The organism is Streptomyces sp. NBC_00078 (assembly GCF_026343335.1).
In the GTDB taxonomy this organism is placed as follows: domain Bacteria; phylum Actinomycetota; class Actinomycetes; order Streptomycetales; family Streptomycetaceae; genus Streptomyces.
Genome location: NZ_JAPELX010000001.1, coordinates 4,335,050 through 4,355,528, shown reverse-complemented (window position 1 = coordinate 4,355,528; position 20,479 = coordinate 4,335,050). Strand labels below are relative to the sequence as shown.

Annotated in this window: 17 protein-coding genes and 4 tRNA genes; 10 read left to right on the top strand and 11 right to left on the bottom strand. The window is 69.0% G+C overall.

Annotated features, from left to right (window positions below):
• The first annotated feature begins 375 nt into the window (after positions 1-375).
• The 7 genes from purS (at position 376) to purM (ending at position 8,070) form a co-directional block, all read left to right on the top strand.
• A complete protein-coding gene (gene purS / locus OOK07_RS20375) occupies positions 376-639 on the top strand; it encodes a phosphoribosylformylglycinamidine synthase subunit PurS (protein ID WP_015659417.1) in 264 nt (87 codons plus the stop codon).
• A complete protein-coding gene (gene purQ / locus OOK07_RS20370; protein ID WP_266682267.1) occupies positions 636-1,316 on the top strand; it encodes a phosphoribosylformylglycinamidine synthase subunit PurQ in 681 nt (226 codons plus the stop codon). Before purS ends, purQ begins: the two co-directional genes overlap by 4 nt.
• Positions 1,313-3,571, top strand: coding sequence for a phosphoribosylformylglycinamidine synthase subunit PurL (gene purL, locus OOK07_RS20365; RefSeq protein WP_266682266.1), 2,259 nt, complete (start codon positions 1,313-1,315; stop codon positions 3,569-3,571). The genes purQ and purL overlap by 4 nt, the downstream gene beginning before the upstream one ends.
• A gap of 146 nt (positions 3,572-3,717) precedes the next feature.
• Positions 3,718-4,515 (top strand): maleylpyruvate isomerase family mycothiol-dependent enzyme, encoded by a 798-nt coding sequence (locus tag OOK07_RS20360; RefSeq protein WP_266797810.1) that lies wholly within the window; start codon positions 3,718-3,720, stop codon positions 4,513-4,515.
• Between the two features lie 50 nt (positions 4,516-4,565).
• Positions 4,566-5,369 (top strand): META domain-containing protein, encoded by an 804-nt coding sequence (locus OOK07_RS20355; protein ID WP_266682264.1) that lies wholly within the window; start codon positions 4,566-4,568, stop codon positions 5,367-5,369.
• A gap of 61 nt (positions 5,370-5,430) precedes the next feature.
• Positions 5,431-6,960 (top strand): amidophosphoribosyltransferase, encoded by a 1,530-nt coding sequence (gene purF, locus OOK07_RS20350; protein ID WP_266682263.1) that lies wholly within the window; start codon positions 5,431-5,433, stop codon positions 6,958-6,960.
• A 42-nt stretch (positions 6,961-7,002) separates the two neighbouring features.
• Positions 7,003-8,070 (top strand): phosphoribosylformylglycinamidine cyclo-ligase, encoded by a 1,068-nt coding sequence (gene purM, locus OOK07_RS20345; protein ID WP_266797807.1) that lies wholly within the window; start codon positions 7,003-7,005, stop codon positions 8,068-8,070.
• A 105-nt stretch (positions 8,071-8,175) separates the two neighbouring features.
• Here purM and OOK07_RS20340 read toward each other — a convergent pair whose 3' ends face one another.
• Both OOK07_RS20340 and OOK07_RS20335 read right to left on the bottom strand, forming a co-directional pair.
• Entirely contained in the window at positions 8,176-8,436 is a 261-nt protein-coding gene (locus OOK07_RS20340) for a DUF3073 domain-containing protein (RefSeq protein ID WP_266682261.1), read from the bottom strand.
• 290 nt (positions 8,437-8,726) lie between these two features.
• Positions 8,727-9,830 (bottom strand): Leu/Phe/Val dehydrogenase, encoded by a 1,104-nt coding sequence (locus OOK07_RS20335; protein ID WP_266797805.1) that lies wholly within the window; start codon positions 9,828-9,830, stop codon positions 8,727-8,729.
• A 224-nt stretch (positions 9,831-10,054) separates the two neighbouring features.
• Here OOK07_RS20335 and OOK07_RS20330 point away from each other — a divergent pair, with 224 nt between their 5' ends.
• Entirely contained in the window at positions 10,055-10,897 is an 843-nt protein-coding gene (locus OOK07_RS20330; protein ID WP_266797803.1) for a DUF8083 family protein, read from the top strand.
• 516 nt (positions 10,898-11,413) lie between these two features.
• Positions 11,414-11,620: a developmental transcriptional regulator BldC gene (gene bldC / locus OOK07_RS20325; protein WP_003949541.1), complete on the top strand. Its 207-nt coding sequence runs from the start codon at positions 11,414-11,416 to the stop codon at positions 11,618-11,620.
• Positions 11,621-12,101: 481 nt separating this feature from the next.
• Here the strand turns inward: bldC and OOK07_RS20320 are convergent, their stop codons facing one another.
• From OOK07_RS20320 to OOK07_RS20280, 9 genes are all read right to left on the bottom strand, one after another.
• Positions 12,102-12,290 (bottom strand): DUF6274 family protein, encoded by a 189-nt coding sequence (locus tag OOK07_RS20320; RefSeq protein WP_266682258.1) that lies wholly within the window; start codon positions 12,288-12,290, stop codon positions 12,102-12,104.
• A gap of 272 nt (positions 12,291-12,562) precedes the next feature.
• Positions 12,563-12,637: transfer RNA gene (locus OOK07_RS20315), tRNA-Asp, on the bottom strand.
• Positions 12,638-12,731: 94 nt separating this feature from the next.
• The gene (gene hrpA / locus OOK07_RS20310; RefSeq protein WP_266797801.1) at positions 12,732-16,736 is read right to left on the bottom strand and encodes an ATP-dependent RNA helicase HrpA; all 4,005 of its coding nucleotides are present in this window, start codon (positions 16,734-16,736) and stop codon (positions 12,732-12,734) included.
• Positions 16,737-16,823: 87 nt separating this feature from the next.
• Positions 16,824-17,060, bottom strand: a complete 237-nt coding sequence (locus OOK07_RS20305; RefSeq protein ID WP_266797799.1) for a hypothetical protein — start codon at positions 17,058-17,060, stop codon at positions 16,824-16,826.
• A 160-nt stretch (positions 17,061-17,220) separates the two neighbouring features.
• A tRNA-Phe gene (locus OOK07_RS20300) sits at positions 17,221-17,294 on the bottom strand.
• Between the two features lie 24 nt (positions 17,295-17,318).
• A tRNA-Asp gene (locus OOK07_RS20295) sits at positions 17,319-17,393 on the bottom strand.
• 38 nt (positions 17,394-17,431) lie between these two features.
• Positions 17,432-17,504, bottom strand: a tRNA-Glu gene (locus OOK07_RS20290).
• 80 nt (positions 17,505-17,584) lie between these two features.
• Complete coding sequence (locus tag OOK07_RS20285) at positions 17,585-19,156, bottom strand: metallophosphoesterase family protein (protein WP_266797797.1); 1,572 nt, start codon at positions 19,154-19,156, stop codon at positions 17,585-17,587.
• A 102-nt stretch (positions 19,157-19,258) separates the two neighbouring features.
• Positions 19,259-19,609: a metallopeptidase family protein gene (locus OOK07_RS20280; RefSeq protein WP_266682254.1), complete on the bottom strand. Its 351-nt coding sequence runs from the start codon at positions 19,607-19,609 to the stop codon at positions 19,259-19,261.
• 216 nt (positions 19,610-19,825) lie between these two features.
• Here OOK07_RS20280 and OOK07_RS20275 point away from each other — a divergent pair, with 216 nt between their 5' ends.
• Positions 19,826-20,338: a hypothetical protein gene (locus OOK07_RS20275; RefSeq protein ID WP_266797795.1), complete on the top strand. Its 513-nt coding sequence runs from the start codon at positions 19,826-19,828 to the stop codon at positions 20,336-20,338.
• The last annotated feature ends 141 nt before the right edge of the window (positions 20,339-20,479 follow it).

Below are 20,479 nucleotides of genomic sequence, written 5' to 3'. Positions count from 1 at the left end.
CGGTCCCTTCGTGCGACACCTCAATCGACGAAGACGTGGATCACGTGCCACGACGTCGCGGAGATGCCGACTGTCCGCCAGTTAATGGGCAAAGTATCGGCTAATGACAATTCATTTGTACAGTGCCCGGCATTGCAATGTGAAGCCCGACTAAATCTCCCCGCGTGTCTCACGCGCAATACCTCCAGGGCATCGATCCGGGATCTTTCCCTGAACTTTTCGTGAAGGCACCCGTCCGGTACAGGATCGATCGTGACGGCCGTCACGTACTTTCCTACAACTCTACTCGCGTAGAAATTTTGTACGGGTAGTCTGAAGGCACCTGTTGGAGACACCTGCAGGAACCTGCTCAGCACCACACCACCGGGAGTGCCAGTGGCACGCGTCGTAGTCGACGTCATGCTCAAGCCGGAGATCCTCGACCCCCAGGGCCAGGCGGTGCAGCGCGCACTGCCGCGTCTGGGTTTCGAAGGCATCTCCGACGTACGTCAGGGAAAGCGTTTCGAACTGGAAGTTGACGGACCGGTCGACGAGGCCGCTCTCGCCCGCATCCACGATCTTGCGGAATCCTTCCTCGCCAACACCGTGATCGAGGACTTCACCGTCAAGGTCGAGGAAGTCGCGGAGGCCGCGAAGTGACCGCTCGTATTGGCGTCGTCACTTTCCCCGGAAGTCTCGACGACCGGGACACGCAGCGTGCGATCCGTCTCGCGGGCGCCGAGCCGGTCGCCCTCTGGCACAAGGACAAGAACCTCCACCAGGTCGACGCGGTCGTCCTCCCCGGCGGTTTCTCCTACGGCGACTATCTGCGGGCCGGCGCCATCTCCCGCTTCTCGCCGGTGATGGAGACGCTCATCGAGCAGGCGAAGGCAGGCCTTCCGGTCCTCGGCATCTGCAACGGCTTCCAGGTCCTCACCGAGGCCCACCTGCTTCCCGGCGGGATGCTCGGCAACGACCACCTCCACTTCATCTGCCGCGACCAGAAGCTGCGGGTGGAGAACGCGGAGACCGCCTGGACCAGCGACTACACCGCCGGCCAGGAGATCCACATCCCGCTGAAGAACATGGACGGCCGGTACGTCGCCGACGAGTACACGCTGGACAAGCTGGAGGCCGAGGGCCGGGTCGCCTTCCGGTATGTGGACTTCAACCCGAACGGCTCGCTCCGCGACATCGCCGGCATCACCAACGAGGCCGGGAACGTCGTCGGCCTGATGCCGCACCCCGAGCACGCGGTCGAGCCGCTCATCGGGTCGGGCCGCACCGACGGCCTCCCCTTCTTCACCTCGATCCTCAAGAAGCTGGTCAACGCATGAGCCGGACGCCTCTGGACACGGTCGAGCACGCGGCCGCGACCCCCGACGTCGAGCTGCCCTGGGCCGAACTCGGCCTGAAGAAGGACGAGTACGAGCGGGTCGTGGAGATCCTCGGCCGCAGGCCCACCGGTGCCGAGCTGGCCATGTACTCCGTCATGTGGTCCGAGCACTGCTCGTACAAGTCGTCGAAGGTGCACCTGCGCCAGTTCGGCGAGAAGGCCCCGCAGAGCGACGCGCTCCTCGTCGGTATCGGCGAGAACGCCGGTGTCGTCGACGTCGGCCAGGGCTACGCGGTCACCTTCAAGGTCGAGTCGCACAACCACCCGTCGTACGTCGAGCCCTACCAGGGTGCGGCGACCGGTGTCGGCGGCATCGTCCGCGACATCATCGCCATGGGCGCCCGCCCGGTCGCGGTCGTGGACCCGCTGCGGTTCGGTGCGGCCGACCACCCCGACACCAAGCGCGTCCTGCCCGGTGTCGTCGCCGGCATCGGCGGCTACGGCAACTGCCTGGGCCTGCCCAACATCGGCGGCGAGGTCGTCTTCGACGCCTGCTACCAGGGCAACCCGCTGGTCAACGCCGGTGCCATCGGTGTGATGCGGCACGAGGACATCCACCTCGCGAAGGCGTCCGGCGCGGGCAACAAGGTCATCCTGTACGGGGCTCGTACGGGTGGTGACGGCATCGGTGGCGCGTCCATCCTGGCCTCCGAGACCTTCGATGACGCCAAGCCGTCGAAGCGTCCCGCCGTCCAGGTCGGCGACCCCTTCCAGGAGAAGCTGCTCATCGAGTGCACCCTGGAGGCCTTCCGGGAGAAGCTGGTCGTCGGCATCCAGGACCTCGGCGCGGCCGGGCTCTCCTGCGCCACCTCAGAGCTCGCCTCCAACGGCTCCGGTGGCATGCGTGTGACCCTGGACGACGTACCCCTGCGCGACTCGACCCTCTCGCCCGAGGAAATCCTCATGAGCGAGTCGCAGGAACGGATGTGCGCGGTCGTCGAGCCGGAGAAGGTGGACCGGTTCCTGGAGATCTGCGACAAGTGGGACGTCATCGCGACCGTCATCGGTGAGGTCACGGACGGCGACCGCCTGGAGATCTACTGGCACGGCGGCAAGATCGTCGACGTCGACCCGCGCACGGTCGCGCACGACGGCCCGGTCTACGAGCGCCCGTACGCCCGCCCGTCCTGGCAGGACGCCCTCCAGGCCGACGACGCGGGCAAGCTTGCGCGGCCCGCGAGTTCGGCGGAGCTGAAGGACCAGGTCCTGCAGCTGGTGGCCTCTCCCAACCAGGCCTCCAAGAAGTGGATCACCTCGCAGTACGACCACTTCGTGCAGGGCAACACCGTCCTCGCCCAGCCCGAGGACTCCGGCATGATCCGCATCGACGAGGAGACCGGCCTCGGCGTCGCCATCGCGACCGACGGCAACGGCCGCTACGCGAAGCTGGACCCGTACGCGGGCGCGCAGCTGGCCCTGTCGGAGGCGTACCGCAACGTCGCCACCACCGGCGCCAAGCCCCTCGCCGTCTCTGACTGCCTGAACTTCGGTTCGCCCGAGGACCCGGCCGTGATGTGGCAGTTCGCGGAGGCCATCCGCGGACTCGCCGACGCCTGCCAGCAGCTCGGCACCCCGGTGACCGGCGGCAACGTCTCGCTCTACAACCAGACGGGCGAGGTCGCCATCCACCCGACCCCCGTGGTCGCGGTCCTGGGCGTCATCGACGACGTCGCGCGCCGCACGCCGGTCGCCTTCCAGGAGGAGGGGCAGCTGATCTACCTCCTCGGCGACACCCGCGAGGAGTTCGGCGGCTCTGCCTGGTCGCAGGTCGTGCACGACCACCTCGGCGGTCTGCCGCCGAAGGTCGACCTGGAGCGCGAGCGCCTGCTCGCCGAGATCCTGATCTCGGCCTCCCGCGACGGCATGATCGACTCCGCCCACGACCTGTCCGACGGCGGTCTGGTCCAGGCGGTCGTGGAGTCGGCGCTGCTCGGCGGCAAGGGCGCGCGTCTGGTCGTACCGGACGGGCTCGACGCCTTCACCTTCCTCTTCTCCGAGTCGGCGGGGCGTGCGGTCGTCGCCGTGCCGCGCTCCGAGGAGGTCCGTTTCAACGACATGTGCGGTGCACGGGGCCTGCCCGTCACCCGCATCGGTGTCGTCGACGGCGAGACGGTCGAGCTCCAGGGCGAGTTCGAGCTGTCCCTGGAGGAACTGCGCACGGCGCACGAGGAGACCATCCCGGCACTGCTCAAGTAGGCAGTCGTACAAGCAGTCGTACGACGGTGAAGGCCCCTCCGGCGCACAGCCGGCGGGGCCTTCACCGTGTCCTCCTGCTTCGCTGGTTCCTTCGCCGGCTCCCAAGTGACCGGCGCAGGGGCGCGGAGAGGCCCTAGGCTCCCGGCATGTCTCCGGCCAAGAAGCGCGCCCGTGCCTACGACCCGGCCAAGATCCGGGCGGCGGTCCTCACCCAGTTCACGCACGTACGGGAGGCCGTGGTCTCCCTGACCCCCGAGCAGCTGGCCGGACCCACCCGGCTCGGCGAGTGGACGGTCCGGGACCTGGCCGCGCATCTGGCGATGGCCGTGGAGAGCGTCAGCCGTGGCCTCGCGCGTGAGGAGCCGCCCAAGCCGGAGCTCACGCTCACCGACTGGCCGTTCGCCACCGCCACCCGCGCCGCCGCCATCGCCGACCGCACCCGGAGCCTCGCCGATGCCAACCCCGACCTCGACGCCTTCTACGCCCGCACCGGCGAGCGATTCACCGCCTCCCTCGCCACCGCCCCCGAGACCCGCGTCCTCGCCGCCCGCACCGGCGCCATGACGCTCGCCGACTACCTGGTCACCCGCACCGTCGAACTGATCGTCCACACCGACGACCTGAACGCCGCCGTGCCGGGTCTCGACGTGCCCTGCGACCGCCAGGCCCTCGCCGCCTGCACCCGGCTCCTCGCCGACGCCCTGGCCGCGAAGGCACCCGGCGGCTCGACGGAGGTGCGGATCCCGCCGTACGCCGTGGTGCAGTGCGTCGAGGGCCCCCGGCACACCCGCGGTACCCCTGCGAACGTCGTCGAGACGGACCCGCTGACCTGGATCCGGCTCGCGACGGGGCGGGTGACCTGGCCGGAGGCGATCGAGAACGCCCAGGTCAGCGCCAGTGGTGAGCGGGCTGACCTGAGCGGGCTGCTGCCGCTCATGGGGTGAGCCGGGCCCGCGGAGGGGAACCGGGCCCGCGTCCCTCCCGTCCCATCGGCATGGACAACACGCGACTCATCCTCGCCGTCCTGACCGTTCTTCCGCTCGGCATGGCGTGCGGAAGCGAGACGGGCAGCGTCTCCGAGACACGCAGCGCCCCCGTGGCGCCCGGAATCTCGGGCGTCCACTGGAAGGTCGACAGCGTCACCGTGGACGGCACCACCCGGCGCGCTCCCGCCGACGCCGACGTCCGGATCACCGACGACGGAACAGCCGCGGGCAACTACGGCTGCAACCACTTCAGCGCCAAGGCCGACTTCACGGACCACCGCGTCGAGCTGACCAACGCCCGCCAGACCCTGATGGCCTGCGAGCCGCGGCGGATGACCTTCGAGCGGGCCCTCTCCCGCACCCTCACCGACCGCTCGCTCACGGTCGAGGCCAAGGACGGCGCGCTGACCCTCACCGCCCACGACGGCGACCGCATCCACCTCACCAAGGAGAAGGACGCGCCACTGTTCGGGACGAAGTGGACCGTCACGGCACTGGGTGCCGACGGCTCCGCGACGAGCCTGCCGCAGAAGCAGAAGGCGTCCGCGTATCTCACGTTCGAGGAGAAGCCCGGCAAGGTCACCGGCAAGCTGGGCTGCAATCAGGTGACCGCCAAGGCCACGGTGCGCGACGGACATATCACCCTCGGCGGCCCGTCCACCACCCGAATGATGTGCGACACCTCACTCATGCATACGGAGAAGAGTCTCCTGCGCCTCTTCGGCCGCACGGTGAACTACCAGTTGGATCACCGAAACCTCACGCTGACCAGCGCAAACGGAGAAACCGTCGAAGCGGTCGCCGGGCGGTGATCCATGAGCGGCAGCTGTCCCCAATTCGGACCAGTGGTCGATCTCGCCTACACTCGGTGCCGTGCCACGTGGTGACGGTCGACTCAATCATGATCTGCTCCCCGACGAGAAAGGCCCCCAGGACGCTTGCGGCGTCTTCGGTGTCTGGGCTCCGGGCGAAGAGGTCGCCAAGCTCACTTACTTCGGGCTCTACGCCCTCCAGCATCGAGGCCAGGAATCCGCGGGAATCGCGGTCAGCAACGGCTCCCAGATCCTCGTCTTCAAGGACATGGGCCTCGTGTCCCAGGTCTTCGACGAGACCTCGCTCGGTTCGCTCACCGGTCACATCGCGGTCGGTCACGCCCGCTACTCGACCACCGGCGCCTCCGTGTGGGAGAACGCCCAGCCGACGTTCCGTGCCACCGCGCACGGCTCCATCGCGCTCGGCCACAACGGCAACCTGGTCAACACGGCGCAGCTCGCCGAGATGGTCGCCGACCTGCCCAAGCAGGAGGGCGGCCGCACCCCTCGTGTCGCGGCCACCAACGACACCGACCTGCTCACCGCGCTGCTCGCGGCCCAGGTCGACGCCGACGGCAAGCCGCTGACCATCGAGGAGGCCGCACACACGGTCCTTCCGAAGGTCAGGGGAGCCTTCTCGCTCGTCTTCATGGACGAGCACACCCTGTACGCCGCCCGCGACCCGCAGGGCGTCCGCCCGCTGGTCCTCGGGCGCCTGGAGCGCGGCTGGGTCGTCGCCTCCGAGTCCGCCGCCCTCGACATCTGCGGCGCCAGCTACGTCCGCGAGATCGAGCCGGGCGAGTTCGTGGCCATCGACGAGAACGGCCTGCGCACCTCTCGATTCGCGGATGCGAAGCCCAAGGGCTGTGTCTTCGAGTATGTGTACCTGGCCCGCCCCGACACCGACATCGCCGGCCGGAACGTCTACCTCTCCCGCGTGGAGATGGGCCGCAAGCTCGCCAAGGAAGCCCCGGTCGACGCCGACCTCGTCATAGCGACCCCGGAGTCCGGCACCCCGGCCGCGATCGGGTACGCGGAGGCGTCCGGCATCCCCTTCGGCGCGGGCCTGGTCAAGAACGCCTACGTCGGCCGTACGTTCATCCAGCCCTCACAGACCATTCGCCAGCTCGGCATCCGCCTGAAGCTGAACCCGCTGAAGGAAGTCATCAAGGGCAAGCGCCTGGTCGTCGTCGACGACTCGATCGTGCGCGGCAACACCCAGCGCGCCCTGGTCCGCATGCTCCGCGAGGCGGGCGCGGCGGAGGTCCACATCCGGATCTCCTCGCCCCCCGTGAAGTGGCCCTGCTTCTTCGGCATCGACTTCGCCACCCGCGCCGAGCTCATCGCCAACGGCATGACGATCGACGAGATCGGCACCTCGCTCGGCGCGGACTCCCTGGCGTACATCTCCCTCGACGGCATGATCGAGGCGACCACCATCGCCAAGCCGAACCTGTGCCGCGCCTGCTTCGACGGCGAGTACCCGATGGAGCTCCCGGACCCCGAACTGCTCGGCAAGCAGCTTCTGGAGACCGAGCTGGCCGCCGGTCCGGCAGCCACGGCGGCGGCCGACGCGATCCGTCGCCCGTAAAGCCCGTCATACCTGCAGTACGACACGAAAGTTCTCACCGTCATGTCTGAGACAACTGGTGCCAGCTACGCAGCCGCGGGCGTCGACATCGAAGCGGGCGACCGCGCCGTAGAGCTGATGAAGGAGTGGGTGAAGAAGACGCAGCGCCCCGAGGTCCTCGGCGGCCTCGGCGGATTCGCCGGCCTCTTCGACGCCTCCGCCCTCAAGCGCTACGAGCGCCCGCTGCTGGCCTCCGCCACGGACGGCGTCGGCACGAAGGTCGACATCGCGCGCCGGCTGGGTGTGTACGACAGCATCGGCCACGACCTGGTCGCCATGGTCATGGACGACATCGTGGTGTGCGGCGCCGAGCCGCTGTTCATGACCGACTACATCTGTGTCGGCAAGGTCCACCCCGAGCGGGTCGCCGCGATCGTCAAGGGCATCGCGGAGGGCTGTGTGCTGGCCGGCTGCGCCCTCGTGGGCGGCGAGACGGCCGAACACCCCGGGCTGCTCGGCCCGGACGACTTCGACGTCGCCGGCGCCGGTACGGGCGTCGTGGAGGCCGACCGGCTGCTGGGCCCGGATCGCATCCGTACGGGTGACGCGGTGATCGCCATGGCTGCCTCCGGTCTTCACTCGAACGGGTACTCACTCGTCCGGCACGTCCTGCTGGACCAGGCGGGCCTGTCGCTCGACGCACGGATCGAGGAGTTCGGCCGCACCCTCGGCGAGGAGCTGCTGGAGCCGACGAAGATCTACTCGCTGGACTGCCTGGCCCTGACCCGCACCACGGACGTGCACGCCTTCTCGCACGTGACGGGTGGCGGCCTGGCCGCGAACCTGGCGCGAGTGATCCCCGACGGCCTGCACGCCCTCGTCGACCGCTCCACCTGGACCCCCGGCCCCGTGTTCGACCTCGTCGGCAGGACCGGCTCGGTCGAGCGCCTGGAACTGGAGAAGACCCTCAACATGGGCGTCGGCATGATCGCCATCGTCCCCGAGGAGTCGGCTGACGTGGCGCTGGCGACGCTGGCCGACCGCGGGGTCGAGGCCTGGGTGGCCGGAGAGATCACGGACCGCGGCGACCACAAGACGGGCGCGGCACTCGTCGGCGACTACAGCGCCTGACGGGCCCGAGGACGGACGCGGGCCCGACGACGGACCCGATGGCAGCGCAAAACCCGGTCCGGTGGTGTGAACCACCCCGGACCGGGTCAAGCACTGCTGAATGCGTCAAGCACCGCGACGATGTTGCGACGTGGGACCGGACTCGCCGTCCTCGTCCTCATCGTCGTCGTTATAGAGATCCGCGTACTGGGCGTACGGGTCTTCTTCCTCGTCGTCGTCGTCCTCGAACGGCTCGCCATTCGGCGGCTGGCTCGAAGTCGATGCGCCCAGCTCATTGGCCAGACGCGACAGGTCAGTCCCGCCGCTGCTGTACTTCAGCTGGCGGGCGACCTTCGTCTGCTTGGCCTTTGCCCGGCCGCGCCCCATGGCTCGACCCCCTCGAATACGGGGCCCGGCGGCCCCAGAGTCTTGACACGCGTTCATGATCTGGAACGGGCCCTCCGCAGAGAGACCGGTCCGTAGGGCTTCCACGGTACCTGAGCCCGCGCCCATACGGTACGTCGCCCGCAGGACGGACCCCAGTCCAGGACCCTCGGGGCGCGCCGTCCCCGCTGGTCAACCGCGATTTTAACCACTTCTCGGCAGGCGACCCGCCGACGGACGTGAGAGTTCTCTCTAAGTGTGCGCCGACGGGTACCGGCCAAACCTCCTGAAGGTCAGAGACTGCGTCCGGGGGCCGCCTCGTGCATCCGCTGCTCGGCGATCCGGTCGGCCGCCGCGGCCGGCGGAATCCCGTCCGCCTTCGCACGAGCGAATATGGCGAGCGTGGTGTCGAAGATCTTCGCCGCCTTCGCCCTGCACCGGTCGAAGTCGAACCCGCGCAGCTCGTCGGCGACCTGGATGACACCGCCGGCGTTCACCACGTAGTCCGGCGCGTAGAGGATCCCGCGGTCGGCGAGGTCCTTCTCGACGCCCGGGTGGGCGAGCTGGTTGTTGGCCGCCCCGCAGACGATCCTCGCGGTCAGTGCGGGCACGGTGTCGTCGTTCAGGGCCCCGCCGAGCGCGCAGGGAGCGTAGATGTCGAGGCCCTCGGCGCGGATCAGGGTCGCGGTGTCGGCCACGGCGCGCACGCCGGTCGGGTGTGCCGCGAGGATCCGCCCCACGGCCTCCTCGCGCACGTCCGTGATGAGGACCTCGGCGCCTTCGCCCCGCAGGTGCTCGACCAGGTGGTTCCCGACCTTGCCGACGCCTGCGATGCCGACCTTGCGGCCGCGCAGCGACGGGTCGCCCCACAGGTGCTGTGCACTGGCCCGCATGCCCTGGTAGACGCCGAAGGCGGTGAGGACGGAGGAGTCGCCCGCGCCGCCGTTCTCGGGCGAGCGGCCCGTGGTCCAGCGGCACTCACGGGCCACGACGTCCATGTCGGCGACGTAGGTGCCGACGTCGCACGCGGTGACGTACCGGCCGCCGAGGGAGGCCACGAACCGGCCGTAGGCCAGCAGCAGCTCCTCGGTCTTGTCCCGCTCCGGGTCGCCGATGATCACGGCCTTGCCGCCGCCGTGGTCGAGACCGGCCATGGCGTTCTTGTACGACATCCCGCGCGCGAGGTTCAGCGCGTCGGCGACGGCCTCGGCCTCGCTCGCGTACGGGTAGAAGCGCGTACCGCCGAGGGCGGGGCCCAGAGCGGTGTTGTGGAGGGCGATCACGGCCTTGAGGCCGCTGGCGCGGTCCTGGCAGAGCACGACTTGCTCATGTCCGCCCTGGTCCGAGTGGAACAGGGTGTGCAGTACATCAGCAGGTGCGCCGGTTACGTCGGTCACGGTGGTGACTCCTGAAGTAAGTAGCGGCGGTTGGAGACCCAGCTCCCGTGTGGGTGGCGGGGGCTGTGAGGACGAGATTAGAGCCTGGGAGCCCCGCCATCCGCGCAGTGCTCAGGATCACCTACCGCGGGAGCACGTCCGTGCGACGATTTGCATAGATTTCCCGCCCGTTTGTGAGCGGGTTCCGCAGGTTTTCCCGGTGGTGGGCGGGGGAGGGAGCAGGCGTGCCCAAGGTGTCCTCGGTGATCGTGCCGTACGCGACGTATCTGCGCGTGTACGAACCACTGGCCGCCTTCCCCGAGCCCGAGCGCAGCCACTGGGCGCGTTACGCCCGGCGCGCGGACCTGCCCTCGTACCAGGACGAACTTCGCCGCTCCCTGGCCGACTTGGCGCCCACCCCGCCGATCCCGGTGCCGGTGCACGAGAGCGGCGACGCCTTTGTGCTGGAGGTCGGCGGGGTCGTGTGCGTGTGTCCCTGGCGGACCCGGCTGCGGGGGTGGCAGGCCCTTCAGGAGCTGGCCGAGGAGCTGCCCCAGGCGGTCCTGGACGCCGTACTGCCGGAGGTCGTACGACGCCAGGCGACCCAGGACTACGAGCGCTGGCTGGTCCGCAACCCGGACGCCCGCCCCTGGATCCGTACGGCGACCTGGCAGGTGCCGCTGCACTGGTTCGTGCTGGTGTCGGACGAGGAGCGGCGCTTCGACAAGGGCTCGGGCGAGATCCCTCCGGTGCTGCGCTACCAGACGCCGATGGTGCAGGCACGGCGGCGCGTGGCGCGGGCGCTGCGGGCGCTGAAGGACGGCGTCGACGAGGGGCCGCTGATCGACGGTCTGGTGGATGTGGGGCGCTGGCTGGAGGAGTTCCACCCGCGCTCGCTGGTGGAGCTGGACTACGGCGGTCTGGTGCACACGCTGCCGGCCGGAGAGCTGGAGGACGACCACTCGGCGGCGGACGTGGCCGAGGGCATCGAGGCGCTGCGGCAGGGCGACGGGGCGGCCGCGGGTGCGGCGTACGCGCGGCTCGTGGAGCGCTGGCGGTCTGTCAGGGACCGGCGCTCGGCGAACTGACGTTTGACGTGACGCCCGTTTTGGGGTTTTGTCCTCGCACCGAGGTACCTGAGGTGACTGAGGTTTCCCCGACTTGGGACGTAGGTCACGATCCGGGCGATCGCCTCAAGTAATGCTCAACCCCGGCCAAGCGTGATGGACCGCACTTACGCGGCTCTTGCGCCTCTTACCCCTCCTCATGCCAAAATAGGACAAGGAGTCCGGGGAGGACTCCGTCCGTATTGCACGCTTTGGGGGGTCTCGTGGCTCCTGAGTGTCCTGTGACTGATCGTCACAGGGGCGTGACTGTCCGTTATGGCATGGTCCATCGGCTTCCGTCGCTGATGAACACCTGGAGGGGCAATTCCATCGGTTTGGCCGACGCGGCTGGACAGATGGTGTAGTTGTAGTGCCGAGGACAAGCCGTTCGTCCTATAACCGACTCGACTCGCGTCCGCCATTTCGGGCAACGCGGGTCAAGGTGCAGAATTTAGAGGAAAGAACCGAGAACGATCGGTTCTCCCGAGGAGGCCGCTCATGACCGCTCGCACCCCTGATGCCGAGCCGCTGCTGACCCCGGCTGAGGTCGCCACCATGTTCCGTGTCGACCCCAAGACGGTCACGCGGTGGGCGAAGGCCGGAAAGCTTACTTCGATCCGTACGCTCGGCGGGCATCGCCGCTACCGCGAGGCGGAGGTCCGTGCTCTGCTCGCGGGCATCCCCCAGCAGCGCAGCGAGGCCTGAACAACTGCATAACAGGGCAAATCGGCAGGTCCCCCAACGTGCCGTGACGCCCGAACCCTAGCTCCAAGCGACGCGGGGTCTGCCCCAACAGGCTCCACGCCCACGCTCTTCAGAGTTTTTCAAGCAAGCAACAGGGTGCGTCGTAGATCGCGCTGGACTCCGCCGGGTCCAGCGCGATCTTTTTTGTGCGTGTCGCGTGCCTGGTCGGCGGCCCTGTGAGTGGCCCTGTCGGAGTCTGGGGAGGGCTGTCGGATCTGCTGTGGGGGTCCTCCGGGCGGTGCCCGGGAGGAGCCTTCCGGAGGGTGCAATTGCACATATAAAATTGACTAGTTGTAGGCGGGGTGTAAGTGCCGCGGTTTCAGAAACTCATGCGGTGACACCCGTCACATGCCAGAGTCCTTGTTGCGCTTGGCACACGTGCGCTAGAGGAGGCAGGTGCTCCAGGCTCCCACGGTGAGGCGGGTGTTGGGAGCCGTCGGATTCAGATGCCGGCGGGGCTTTCGTCCTCCACGGCGTCGTCCGGTGCGTCGGGGCCCCTCTGCGAGTCCATCGCCAGCCGCAGCAGGTGGTGGCAGATCGGGCAGTGGCGGGTCAGATGGCCGTACGACGAAGCGGCCGACAGATGTGCACGGAGCAAGGCCCGTGTCTCGTGCCTGACCGATGCCGCCATACGCCACCTCCGTGGGCCGCACGGGGAACGGGCCCTGTCTTCTGGGTACCGACGGAAAGTGACGGCGTCAAGACGGCGTGGTGCTCGCGCGGCGCGTGCCTGCCGCGCCGCCTCAGACCCCGCGTCGGCCTGAACGGCCTCGTTCTCACCCGCCTGACGGGCTGGGAGATGCGGACCGCCCCCGAAAGATGAAGACCCGGCATGCGAGAGACCCGCGGCATGCGAAAGGCCCGCGGTCCCTTGCCGGGATGCGGGCCTTCGTTTCTCTGCTGCGGTCCTGACGGGATTTGAACCCGCGGCCTCCACCTTGACAGGGTGGCGAGCACTCCAAACTGCTCCACAGGACCAGGTTTCGCAGTGCGATTCGTGCGTTGCGCTGCGAGAAGAGACTGTACAGGAGGGTGAGCCCGCTGGTCGAACTCACCCCGTGTGCGCGGGTGGTTACGGGGCGGCCGCGTCGATCGCCTTCACGATCCGCTTGTCGGAGACGGGGTAGGCCGTGCCCAGGGCGTGGGCGAAATAGCTGACCCGGAGCTCCTCGATCATCCAGCGGATGTCCAGCACTGAGGACGGGACAGGGCGGCCCTGGGGCATCTGCTCCAGCAGCCACGCGTACTCGTCCTGCATCTCGTGGACCTTCTCCATGCGCGTCGTGTCCCGCTGCACGCCCGTCGGCATCTGCTGCAGCCGGCGATCCGCGGCCACCAGATAGCGCATCAGGTCGGCGAGGCGACGCAGCCCCGCCTCCGTCACGAAACCCGGCCTCACAAGGGCGTCCAGCTGCTTGCGTACGTCCGCGAGGTTCGGCAGCAGCGCAGGGCTCCGTACGGCCTTCAGGCGGCGTTCACACGCTTGCCAGGCCGCCAGGACCTGCTGCACCTGGCCCACTGTGCGGATCGTCGTGTCCACGATCTCCGCGCGCACCTTGTCGAACAGCTTCCGATACGACTCCTCGTCCCACGCCGGGCCGCCGAAGTCCCCGATCAGTTTGTCCGCCGCCGCCATCGCGCAGTCGTCGAACAGAGCCTGGATCGAGCCGTGCGGGTTCGCGGACAGGGCGAGCTTCTGGGCGTTCGTCAGCTTGTCGGACGCGAACTTCGCCGGGTTGACGGGGATGTTGCGCAGGATCAGCCTGCGCGTGCCCTTCCACATCGCCTCCGCCTGCTCCGCCTCCGTGTCGAACAGGTGCACAGAGACCGTGTCACCGTCGTCCACCAGTGCCGGATACGCCTTCACCGGCTGGCCGGCGCGGCGCGTCTCGAAGACGCGGGTGAGGGAGCCGATCGTCCAGTCGGTGAGGCCCTTGCGCTCCAGGGACTCCCCGCCCTGCCGCTCGGCCGTGGCGGCCGCCGCCTGGGACAGGGCCTGGCGCGCCTTCGGCTTCAGCTGGAGCTTCAGCGCCTCAAGGTCCTTGTCCTCGGCGAGATTGCGACGCCGCTCGTCGATGATGCGGAAGGTGATGCGCAGATGGTCCGGGACCTTCGACCAGTCGAAGTCCGACGCCTCGAAGGGCACGCCGACCATGCGCTTCAGTTCGCGTGCCATGGCCGTTGTCAGCGGCTCCCGGAGTGGCGGTGTCCGGTCGCGCCCCTCCGGGGACGACGCCGTGTCCAGGAAGCGCTTCGCGAAGTTCGGTGCCGGCACGTAGTTGCGGCGGATCGGTTTGGGGAGGGAGCGGATCAGCTCGGTGACCAACTCCTCCCGAAGGCCCGGGATCTGCCAGTCGAAGCCCTCGTCCGCGACCTGGTTGAGGACCTGGAGCGGAACGTGCACGGTCACGCCGTCGGCGTCCGCGCCCGGCTCGAACTGGTACGTCACCCGGAACTTCAGCGGCCCCTGCCGCCACGAGTCCGGATAGTCGGCCTTCGTGACCGCCTCCGCCGACTCCCGGATGAGCATCTCCCGCTCGAAGTCCAGGAACTCCGGCTCCTCGTGCCGCTTGTGCTTCCACCAGGAGTCGAAGTGGGCGCCGGAGACCACGTGTTCGGGCACCCGGGCGTCGTAGAAGTCGAAGAGCGTGTCGTCGTCGACGACGATGTCCCGGCGCCGGGCGCGATGCTCCAGCTCCTCGACCTCGCTGAGGAGCCTGCGGTTGTCGGCGAAGAACTTGTGGTGGGTGCGCCAGTCGCCCTCGACGAGCGCGTTGCGGATGAACAGCTCGCGGGACGTCTCCGGGTCGATACGGCCGTAGTTGACCTTCCGCTGGGCCACGATCGGCACGCCGTACAGCGTGACCTTCTCGTACGCCATCACGGCCGCCTGGTCCTTCTCCCAGTGCGGTTCGCTGTACGTGCGCTTGAGGAGGTGCTCGGCCAGGGGCTCGACCCACTCGGGCTCGATCCTGGCGTTGACGCGCGCCCAGAGGCGGGAGGTCTCCACCAGCTCCGCCGACATCACGAACCGCGGCGGCTTCTTGAAGAGCGCCGAGCCCGGGAAGAGCGCGAACTTGGCGTTCCGCGCGCCCAGGTACTCGTTCTTCGCTGTGCTTCTCCCACCGTCCCCCCCGGCGTCCTTCACGTCCTTCATGCCGATGTGCGAGAGCAGCCCGGCGAGGAGGGAGACGTGGATGCGGTCGCCGGGGGCGTCGTCCTCGTTGAGGTGGATGCCCATCTGCTTGGCGACCGTGCGGAGTTGGGTGTAGATGTCCTGCCATTCGCGAATGCGCAGGAAGTTGAGGTACTCCTGCTTGCACATCCGGCGGAAGGACGACGAACCCCGCTCCTTCTGCTGCTCGCGCACATACCGCCAGAGGTTCAGATACGCGAGGAAGTCGCTGGTCTCGTCCTTGAAGCGGGCGTGCTGCTGGTCCGCCTGCGCCTGCTTGTCGGCGGGGCGCTCGCGCGGGTCCTGGATGGAGAGCGCGGCGGCTATCACCATGACCTCGCGCACACAGCCGTTCTTGTCGGCCTCCAGGACCATCCGGGCCAGCCGGGGGTCGACCGGCAGCTGGGCGAGCTTGCGCCCGCTCTGCGTGAGCCGCTTGCGTACGTCCTTCTCCGCCGGGTCCAACGCGCCCAGCTCCTGGAGCAGTTGCACACCGTCGCGGATGTTGCGGTGGTCCGGCGGGTCGATGAAGGGGAACTTCTCGATGTCACCGAGACCGGCCGCGGTCATCTGCAGGATGACGGAGGCCAGGTTCGTACGGAGGATCTCCGCGTCGGTGAACTCCGGACGGGCGACGAAGTCGTCCTCGGAGTAGAGGCGGATGCAGATGCCGTCGGACGTACGGCCGCATCGGCCCTTGCGTTGATTGGCGCTGGCCTGGGAGACCGGCTCGATCGGCAGCCGCTGGACCTTCGTACGGTGGCTGTAGCGGGAGATACGGGCGAAGCCCGGGTCGATGACGTACTTGATGCCCGGGACGGTCAGGGACGTCTCGGCGACGTTCGTAGCCAGAACGATCCTGCGTCCCGTGTGCTGCTGGAAGACACGGTGCTGCTCGGCGTGGGACAGGCGCGCGTAAAGGGGCAGCACCTCAGTGAAGCGGTAGTTCTTCTTCACCAGCGCGTCCGCCGTGTCGCGGATCTCCCGCTCACCGGAGAGGAAGACGAGGATGTCGCCCTTGCCCTCCCCCTGGAGCTCCTCGACCGCGTCGCAGATCGCGGTGATCTGGTCGCGGTCGGAGTCGTCGGAGTCCTCCTCCAGGAGCGGGCGGTACCGCACCTCCACCGGATACGTCCGCCCGCTGACCTCGACGATCGGCGCGTCGCCGAAGTGCCGGGAGAAACGCTCAGGATCGATGGTCGCGGAGGTGATGACGACCTTGAGATCGGGCCGCTTCGGCAGCAGCTGGGCGAGGTACCCGAGCAGGAAGTCGATGTTCAGGGACCGCTCGTGGGCCTCGTCGATGATGATCGTGTCGTAGGCGCGCAGCTCGCCGTCGGTCTGGATCTCGGCGAGCAGGATGCCGTCGGTCATCAGCTTGACGAAGGTGGCGTCCGGGTTCACCTGGTCGGTGAAGCGCACCTTCCAGCCGACGGCCTCACCCAGAGGCGTGTCCAGCTCCTCGGCGATCCGCTCGGCGACGGTACGGGCGGCGATACGACGGGGCTGGGTGTGCCCGATCATGCCCTTCACGCCGCGCCCGAGTTCGACGCAGATCTTCGGGATCTGGGTCGTCTTGCCGGACCCGGTCTCACCGGCGACGATGACGACCTGGTGATCGCGGATGGCGTCGGCGATCTCGCTCTTCTTCTGGCTGACAGGCAGCTGCTCGGGGTACGAGACGGCGGGCACCCGGCCGCGCCGCTCGCCCATCCGCTGCTCGGCCTTCGCGACCTCCGTCTCGATCTCGGCGAGAACGGCGGCCTGGGCCTGCGGCTTACGGATCTTGCGCGCGCCTTCGAGCCTGCGCCCGAGCCGGTGCGCGTCGCGCAGGGACAGCTCGGTCAGGCGGGCGGCGAGGGGGCCGAGGGCCGGGGTGGCGGGGGCAGGGTGCGTAGACATACGCGATCCAGGATCTCATCCCGGAGAAATCCGTGGCGAACGATTTGTCGCCCGGCGGCTCAGCAGGGGTCGCTCAGCCCAGGCGGTTCAAGGGGCTCGTCGCCCCGTAGCGGCCGTGGGAGCCTGCTGCCGAGGGGTGCCGCCTTTCCCCGGCGCGATGGATCCGGCGGTGCCGGAGACGGCCCTGATCCCGAGATACGCGGTGGTCATGCTGCGCACCGCGATGAACGCCGCCGCCGGCACGCCCACGATCACCGTCCTGTCGCCGTCCAGCCGCCGCACCCCGAAGATCGCACCCCGGGCGATGGCGGGATTGCTGATCACGGTGGCCGTCAGCCCGTACCGGCCCGATCCTTCTCGAACTCCGCATCCCGAATGGCCTGGTCCGAATGGCCTGGTCCTCGTCCGGGCTCATCGTCCCAGCGCCGCGGGGGAGGCTGCCAAAACGAAGAAGGCCCCGATCCGAAGATCGGGGCCTTCACTGTGGCTGGGGCCGGGGTCGAACCGGCGACCTATCGCTTTTCAGGCGATCGCTCGTACCAACTGAGCTACCCAGCCACGAGGTTTCCGGGGAAACCTCAGCGGTCCTGACGGGATTTGAACCCGCGGCCTCCACCTTGACAGGGTGGCGAGCACTCCAAACTGCTCCACAGGACCAAGCTGTTGCGTACGACAGTGTCGCACACGGTCTTACGTGCCCCCAACGGGATTCGAACCCGTGCTACCGCCTTGAAAGGGCGGCGTCCTAGGCCGCTAGACGATGAGGGCTATCGGCCCGCCTGGGCGCTTCTCAGCGCGTCGGGGACGTGAGAAGCATATGGGATGGCGGGAGGTATCGCCAAAACGGTTTACCGGGCTGAGGTGGAAGGTGTGGACGGGGTGGGGGAGGCCGGGGTGCCTCCTGGTTGGTTTTCCTTCGGGAGGTGGCGGGTGACCTCTGCCGTCGTCTCGCCCAGGCCGCCCAGCTTGATGGCGTCCCAGGCCTGGAGCCGGCGGGAGTCGCGGTCGAAGTAGAGGATCGAGGCCTCGATCGGGGCCGGGTACTTGTGCTCCAGTGCGCGCAGGCCGCTGCCGCCTGTCGAGCCCTCCATGCGCAGCCGGGTGCCGTTCTTCAGGATCTCGTCGCCCTCGTGGTGCAGGTGGCCGCAGAGGACGAGGGGTACCTCGCCGTCGACCTCGCGGGCCGCCGACGGTTCGTGGACCATGGCCACGTCGACCGGGGTGCCGGCGCTCTTCTGGTCACGCAGGGCCGAGGCGAGGCGGTCGCCCGCCAGCTCCTCCGACGCGTCGGCTCCCAGTTCGTTCGAGCGGTCGGGGGTGAACTGCGGATCGCCGATGCCCCCGAAGCGCAGGCCGGCGACGGTCTCCGCCCGGCCCTCGTCCAGGACGTGCACGTTCTTCATGCGGGAGAGGTAGCGCTGGGTGGCCGCGGAGTCGTGGTTGCCGCGCACCCAGACGTAGGGCGCGCCCAGGTCCGCGACCGGGTCGAGGAAGCCGTTCTCCGCGGTCGTGCCGTGGTCCATCGTGTCGCCGGTGTCGACGATCACGTTCACCTTGTACTGGTCCACCAGCGACGCGATGATCTTCCAGCTCGCGGGGTTGAGGTGGATGTCCGAGACGTGCAGGACACGGACCGTGGACGGGTCCGGCTGGTAGGCGGGGAGGGTGGACGTGACGTCGTAGAGCTTCGTCACGTTGGTCACCAGGCGCGCCAACTCCTTCTGGTAGACGTCGAACTCGGTGACGATGCTGCGTGCGTTGCCGACCACGGAGGGCGCTGAGGACAGCAGGCCCGAGTACGTCGGTTCGAGGACGGACTCGGGGTTCCAGGTGGCGTACGCCGACGCTCCGGAGGCGGCGAGGAGGGCGAGGGCCGTGCCGCCGGCGGCCAGGGCCCGGCGCGGGCGGCGGTAGACGGCGAGGCCGAGGGCCGTCGCGCCGGAGACGACGGCGACGCCCGAGCGCAGGGCCAGGTCGAGGGTGCCGTGCTCGACGTCGTGTGCGACCTCGTCCTGGAGTCCCGAGAGGCGTTCGGGGTGGTCGACCAGGGCCTGGGCGCGGACGGGGTCCAGTTGGTCGACGTTGACGTCCAGGCGGAACGGGGCGTGGTGGCTGTTCAGCTGCAGGGCGCCCAGCGGCGAGATGTTGATCTTCGTGCCGCCGGTCAGGGAGGGGCGCAGGGTCATCGTCGTGTTCATGGGGCCGACCGGGACCTTGACGTTGCCGACGACCAGCAGTCCCAGCCAGGCGCCGAGCAGGACGACGGCGGCCAGGCCGAGGGCGCGGGGCCAGGGGTGGGGCCGGCGGACGAGTTCGAGCGTCGGGAGCGGGCGGCGGGTGCGGTAGTGCCGGGCGAGGGTGCCTGGAGCCCTTCGCATCCGGTTCAGGACGGTCACGGCGACGGCGGGGACGCGGGCCATTGGTCCCGTATGCCCAAGTGCGCACGTGGATATGCGGGTGGGCCCGTGACTCTCGTGCGGACGAGTCGTACCTGTGGAGAGCTTGAAGGGCGGGTGAGGAGATCAGCCCCAGCCGAGCTCGTGAAGCCGTTTGTCGTCGATCCCGAAGTGATGGGCGATCTCGTGGATCACGGTCACGGCGACCTCGTGCACCACGTCCTCGGTCGTCTCGCAGTAGCGCAACGCGGGACCCATGTAGATCGAAATGCGGTCGGGCAGCACGCCTGCGTACCACTCGCCGCGGTCCGTGAGCGGGGTGCCCTCGTACAGGCCCAGCAGCTCGGGGTCGTCGGCTGGAGGCTCGTCCTCGACGAACACGGCGACGTTGTCCATGACCCTGGCGAGCTCCGGCGGGATCTTGTCCAGCGCCTGGCTCACGAGTTCCTCGAAAGATTCGCGTGTCATCTCCAGCACACAGCCATTGTCAGGGACGAAGCGTCCGTGGCGGAGGCACGGACATCCCCTGTCTGCCGCGGGGCACGGCGTGGCCGCTCACCGTCCGGCGGAGGGCGAACGCCCGCGGCCGGGCCGTCCGGCCCGTGGTCGCGACGTCACTCACCCGCGTGTCCTCTTGCGGGCGGCGGGAGTTGGGCATGTTGACTCCTTCCCCCGCCTCGGAGGTGGCTTTCCGTGCGCCCCTTGTACGTACCCGTCCGTCTGGCCGCCACGGTCATGGCCGTCGCCGCTGCCGCCGGCTGCATGAGCGTCGGCGAGGACGGCGGGGGAGGGAGCGCGAAGCCGTCGCATTCCGCGGGGCAGCGGGGTGGTGAGGCGCCAGACGGGGGATCGGCGGTGTCCGGGCGGGGCGGTGGGGGCGGTGTCGCCGCCGATGGCAAGCACGGGGACGGCACACGGGAGAAGAAGGCAGGCGGGGAGTCGGCGTCGCCCTCGGCCTCGCCGTCCGCGGGGGCCTCCCAGTCCGCTCCGGCGTCCGGCAGGCCGGCGAAGCCGGGGGTTCCCGCGCCGACCAAGGCGTCACCCACCCCGACGCGTACGTCCGAGCCGCAGCCGACGCCGAGTGAGCAGCCGACGTCCGCCTCGCCGGAGCCGACGGTCGCCGAGCCGTCGTCGTCGGCCCACCAGGAGACGGCGCCGCAGCTGGCGGAGCGGGAGCCGGCGCCGGTCGCGGGGTCACCGGCGTAGAAGAGTCCGGGTGGGCGGGGGAGTTGGGTCGGGGAGAGGCCGGGCGCCGTCGGGTGTGACGTACGTCTATGAGGCCGGGTTTGCCTTCGGGGGCGGTGGGTGCGTATGGTGGTAGATCGTTTGATCCCATTGCCCGGCGCC

Coding starts and splice junctions, on each gene's coding strand:
- bldC (WP_003949541.1), top strand. CDS start 11,414: ATGACCGCTCGCACCCCTGATGCCGAGCCGCTGCTGACCCCGGCTGAG.
- hrpA (WP_266797801.1), bottom strand. CDS start 16,736: ATGTCTACGCACCCTGCCCCCGCCACCCCGGCCCTCGGCCCCCTCGCC.
- OOK07_RS20320 (WP_266682258.1), bottom strand. CDS start 12,290: ATGGCGGCATCGGTCAGGCACGAGACACGGGCCTTGCTCCGTGCACAT.
- OOK07_RS20285 (WP_266797797.1), bottom strand. CDS start 19,156: ATGGCCCGCGTCCCCGCCGTCGCCGTGACCGTCCTGAACCGGATGCGA.
- OOK07_RS20355 (WP_266682264.1), top strand. CDS start 4,566: ATGGACAACACGCGACTCATCCTCGCCGTCCTGACCGTTCTTCCGCTC.
- purL (WP_266682266.1), top strand. CDS start 1,313: ATGAGCCGGACGCCTCTGGACACGGTCGAGCACGCGGCCGCGACCCCC.
- OOK07_RS20360 (WP_266797810.1), top strand. CDS start 3,718: ATGTCTCCGGCCAAGAAGCGCGCCCGTGCCTACGACCCGGCCAAGATC.
- purM (WP_266797807.1), top strand. CDS start 7,003: ATGTCTGAGACAACTGGTGCCAGCTACGCAGCCGCGGGCGTCGACATC.
- OOK07_RS20340 (WP_266682261.1), bottom strand. CDS start 8,436: ATGGGGCGCGGCCGGGCAAAGGCCAAGCAGACGAAGGTCGCCCGCCAG.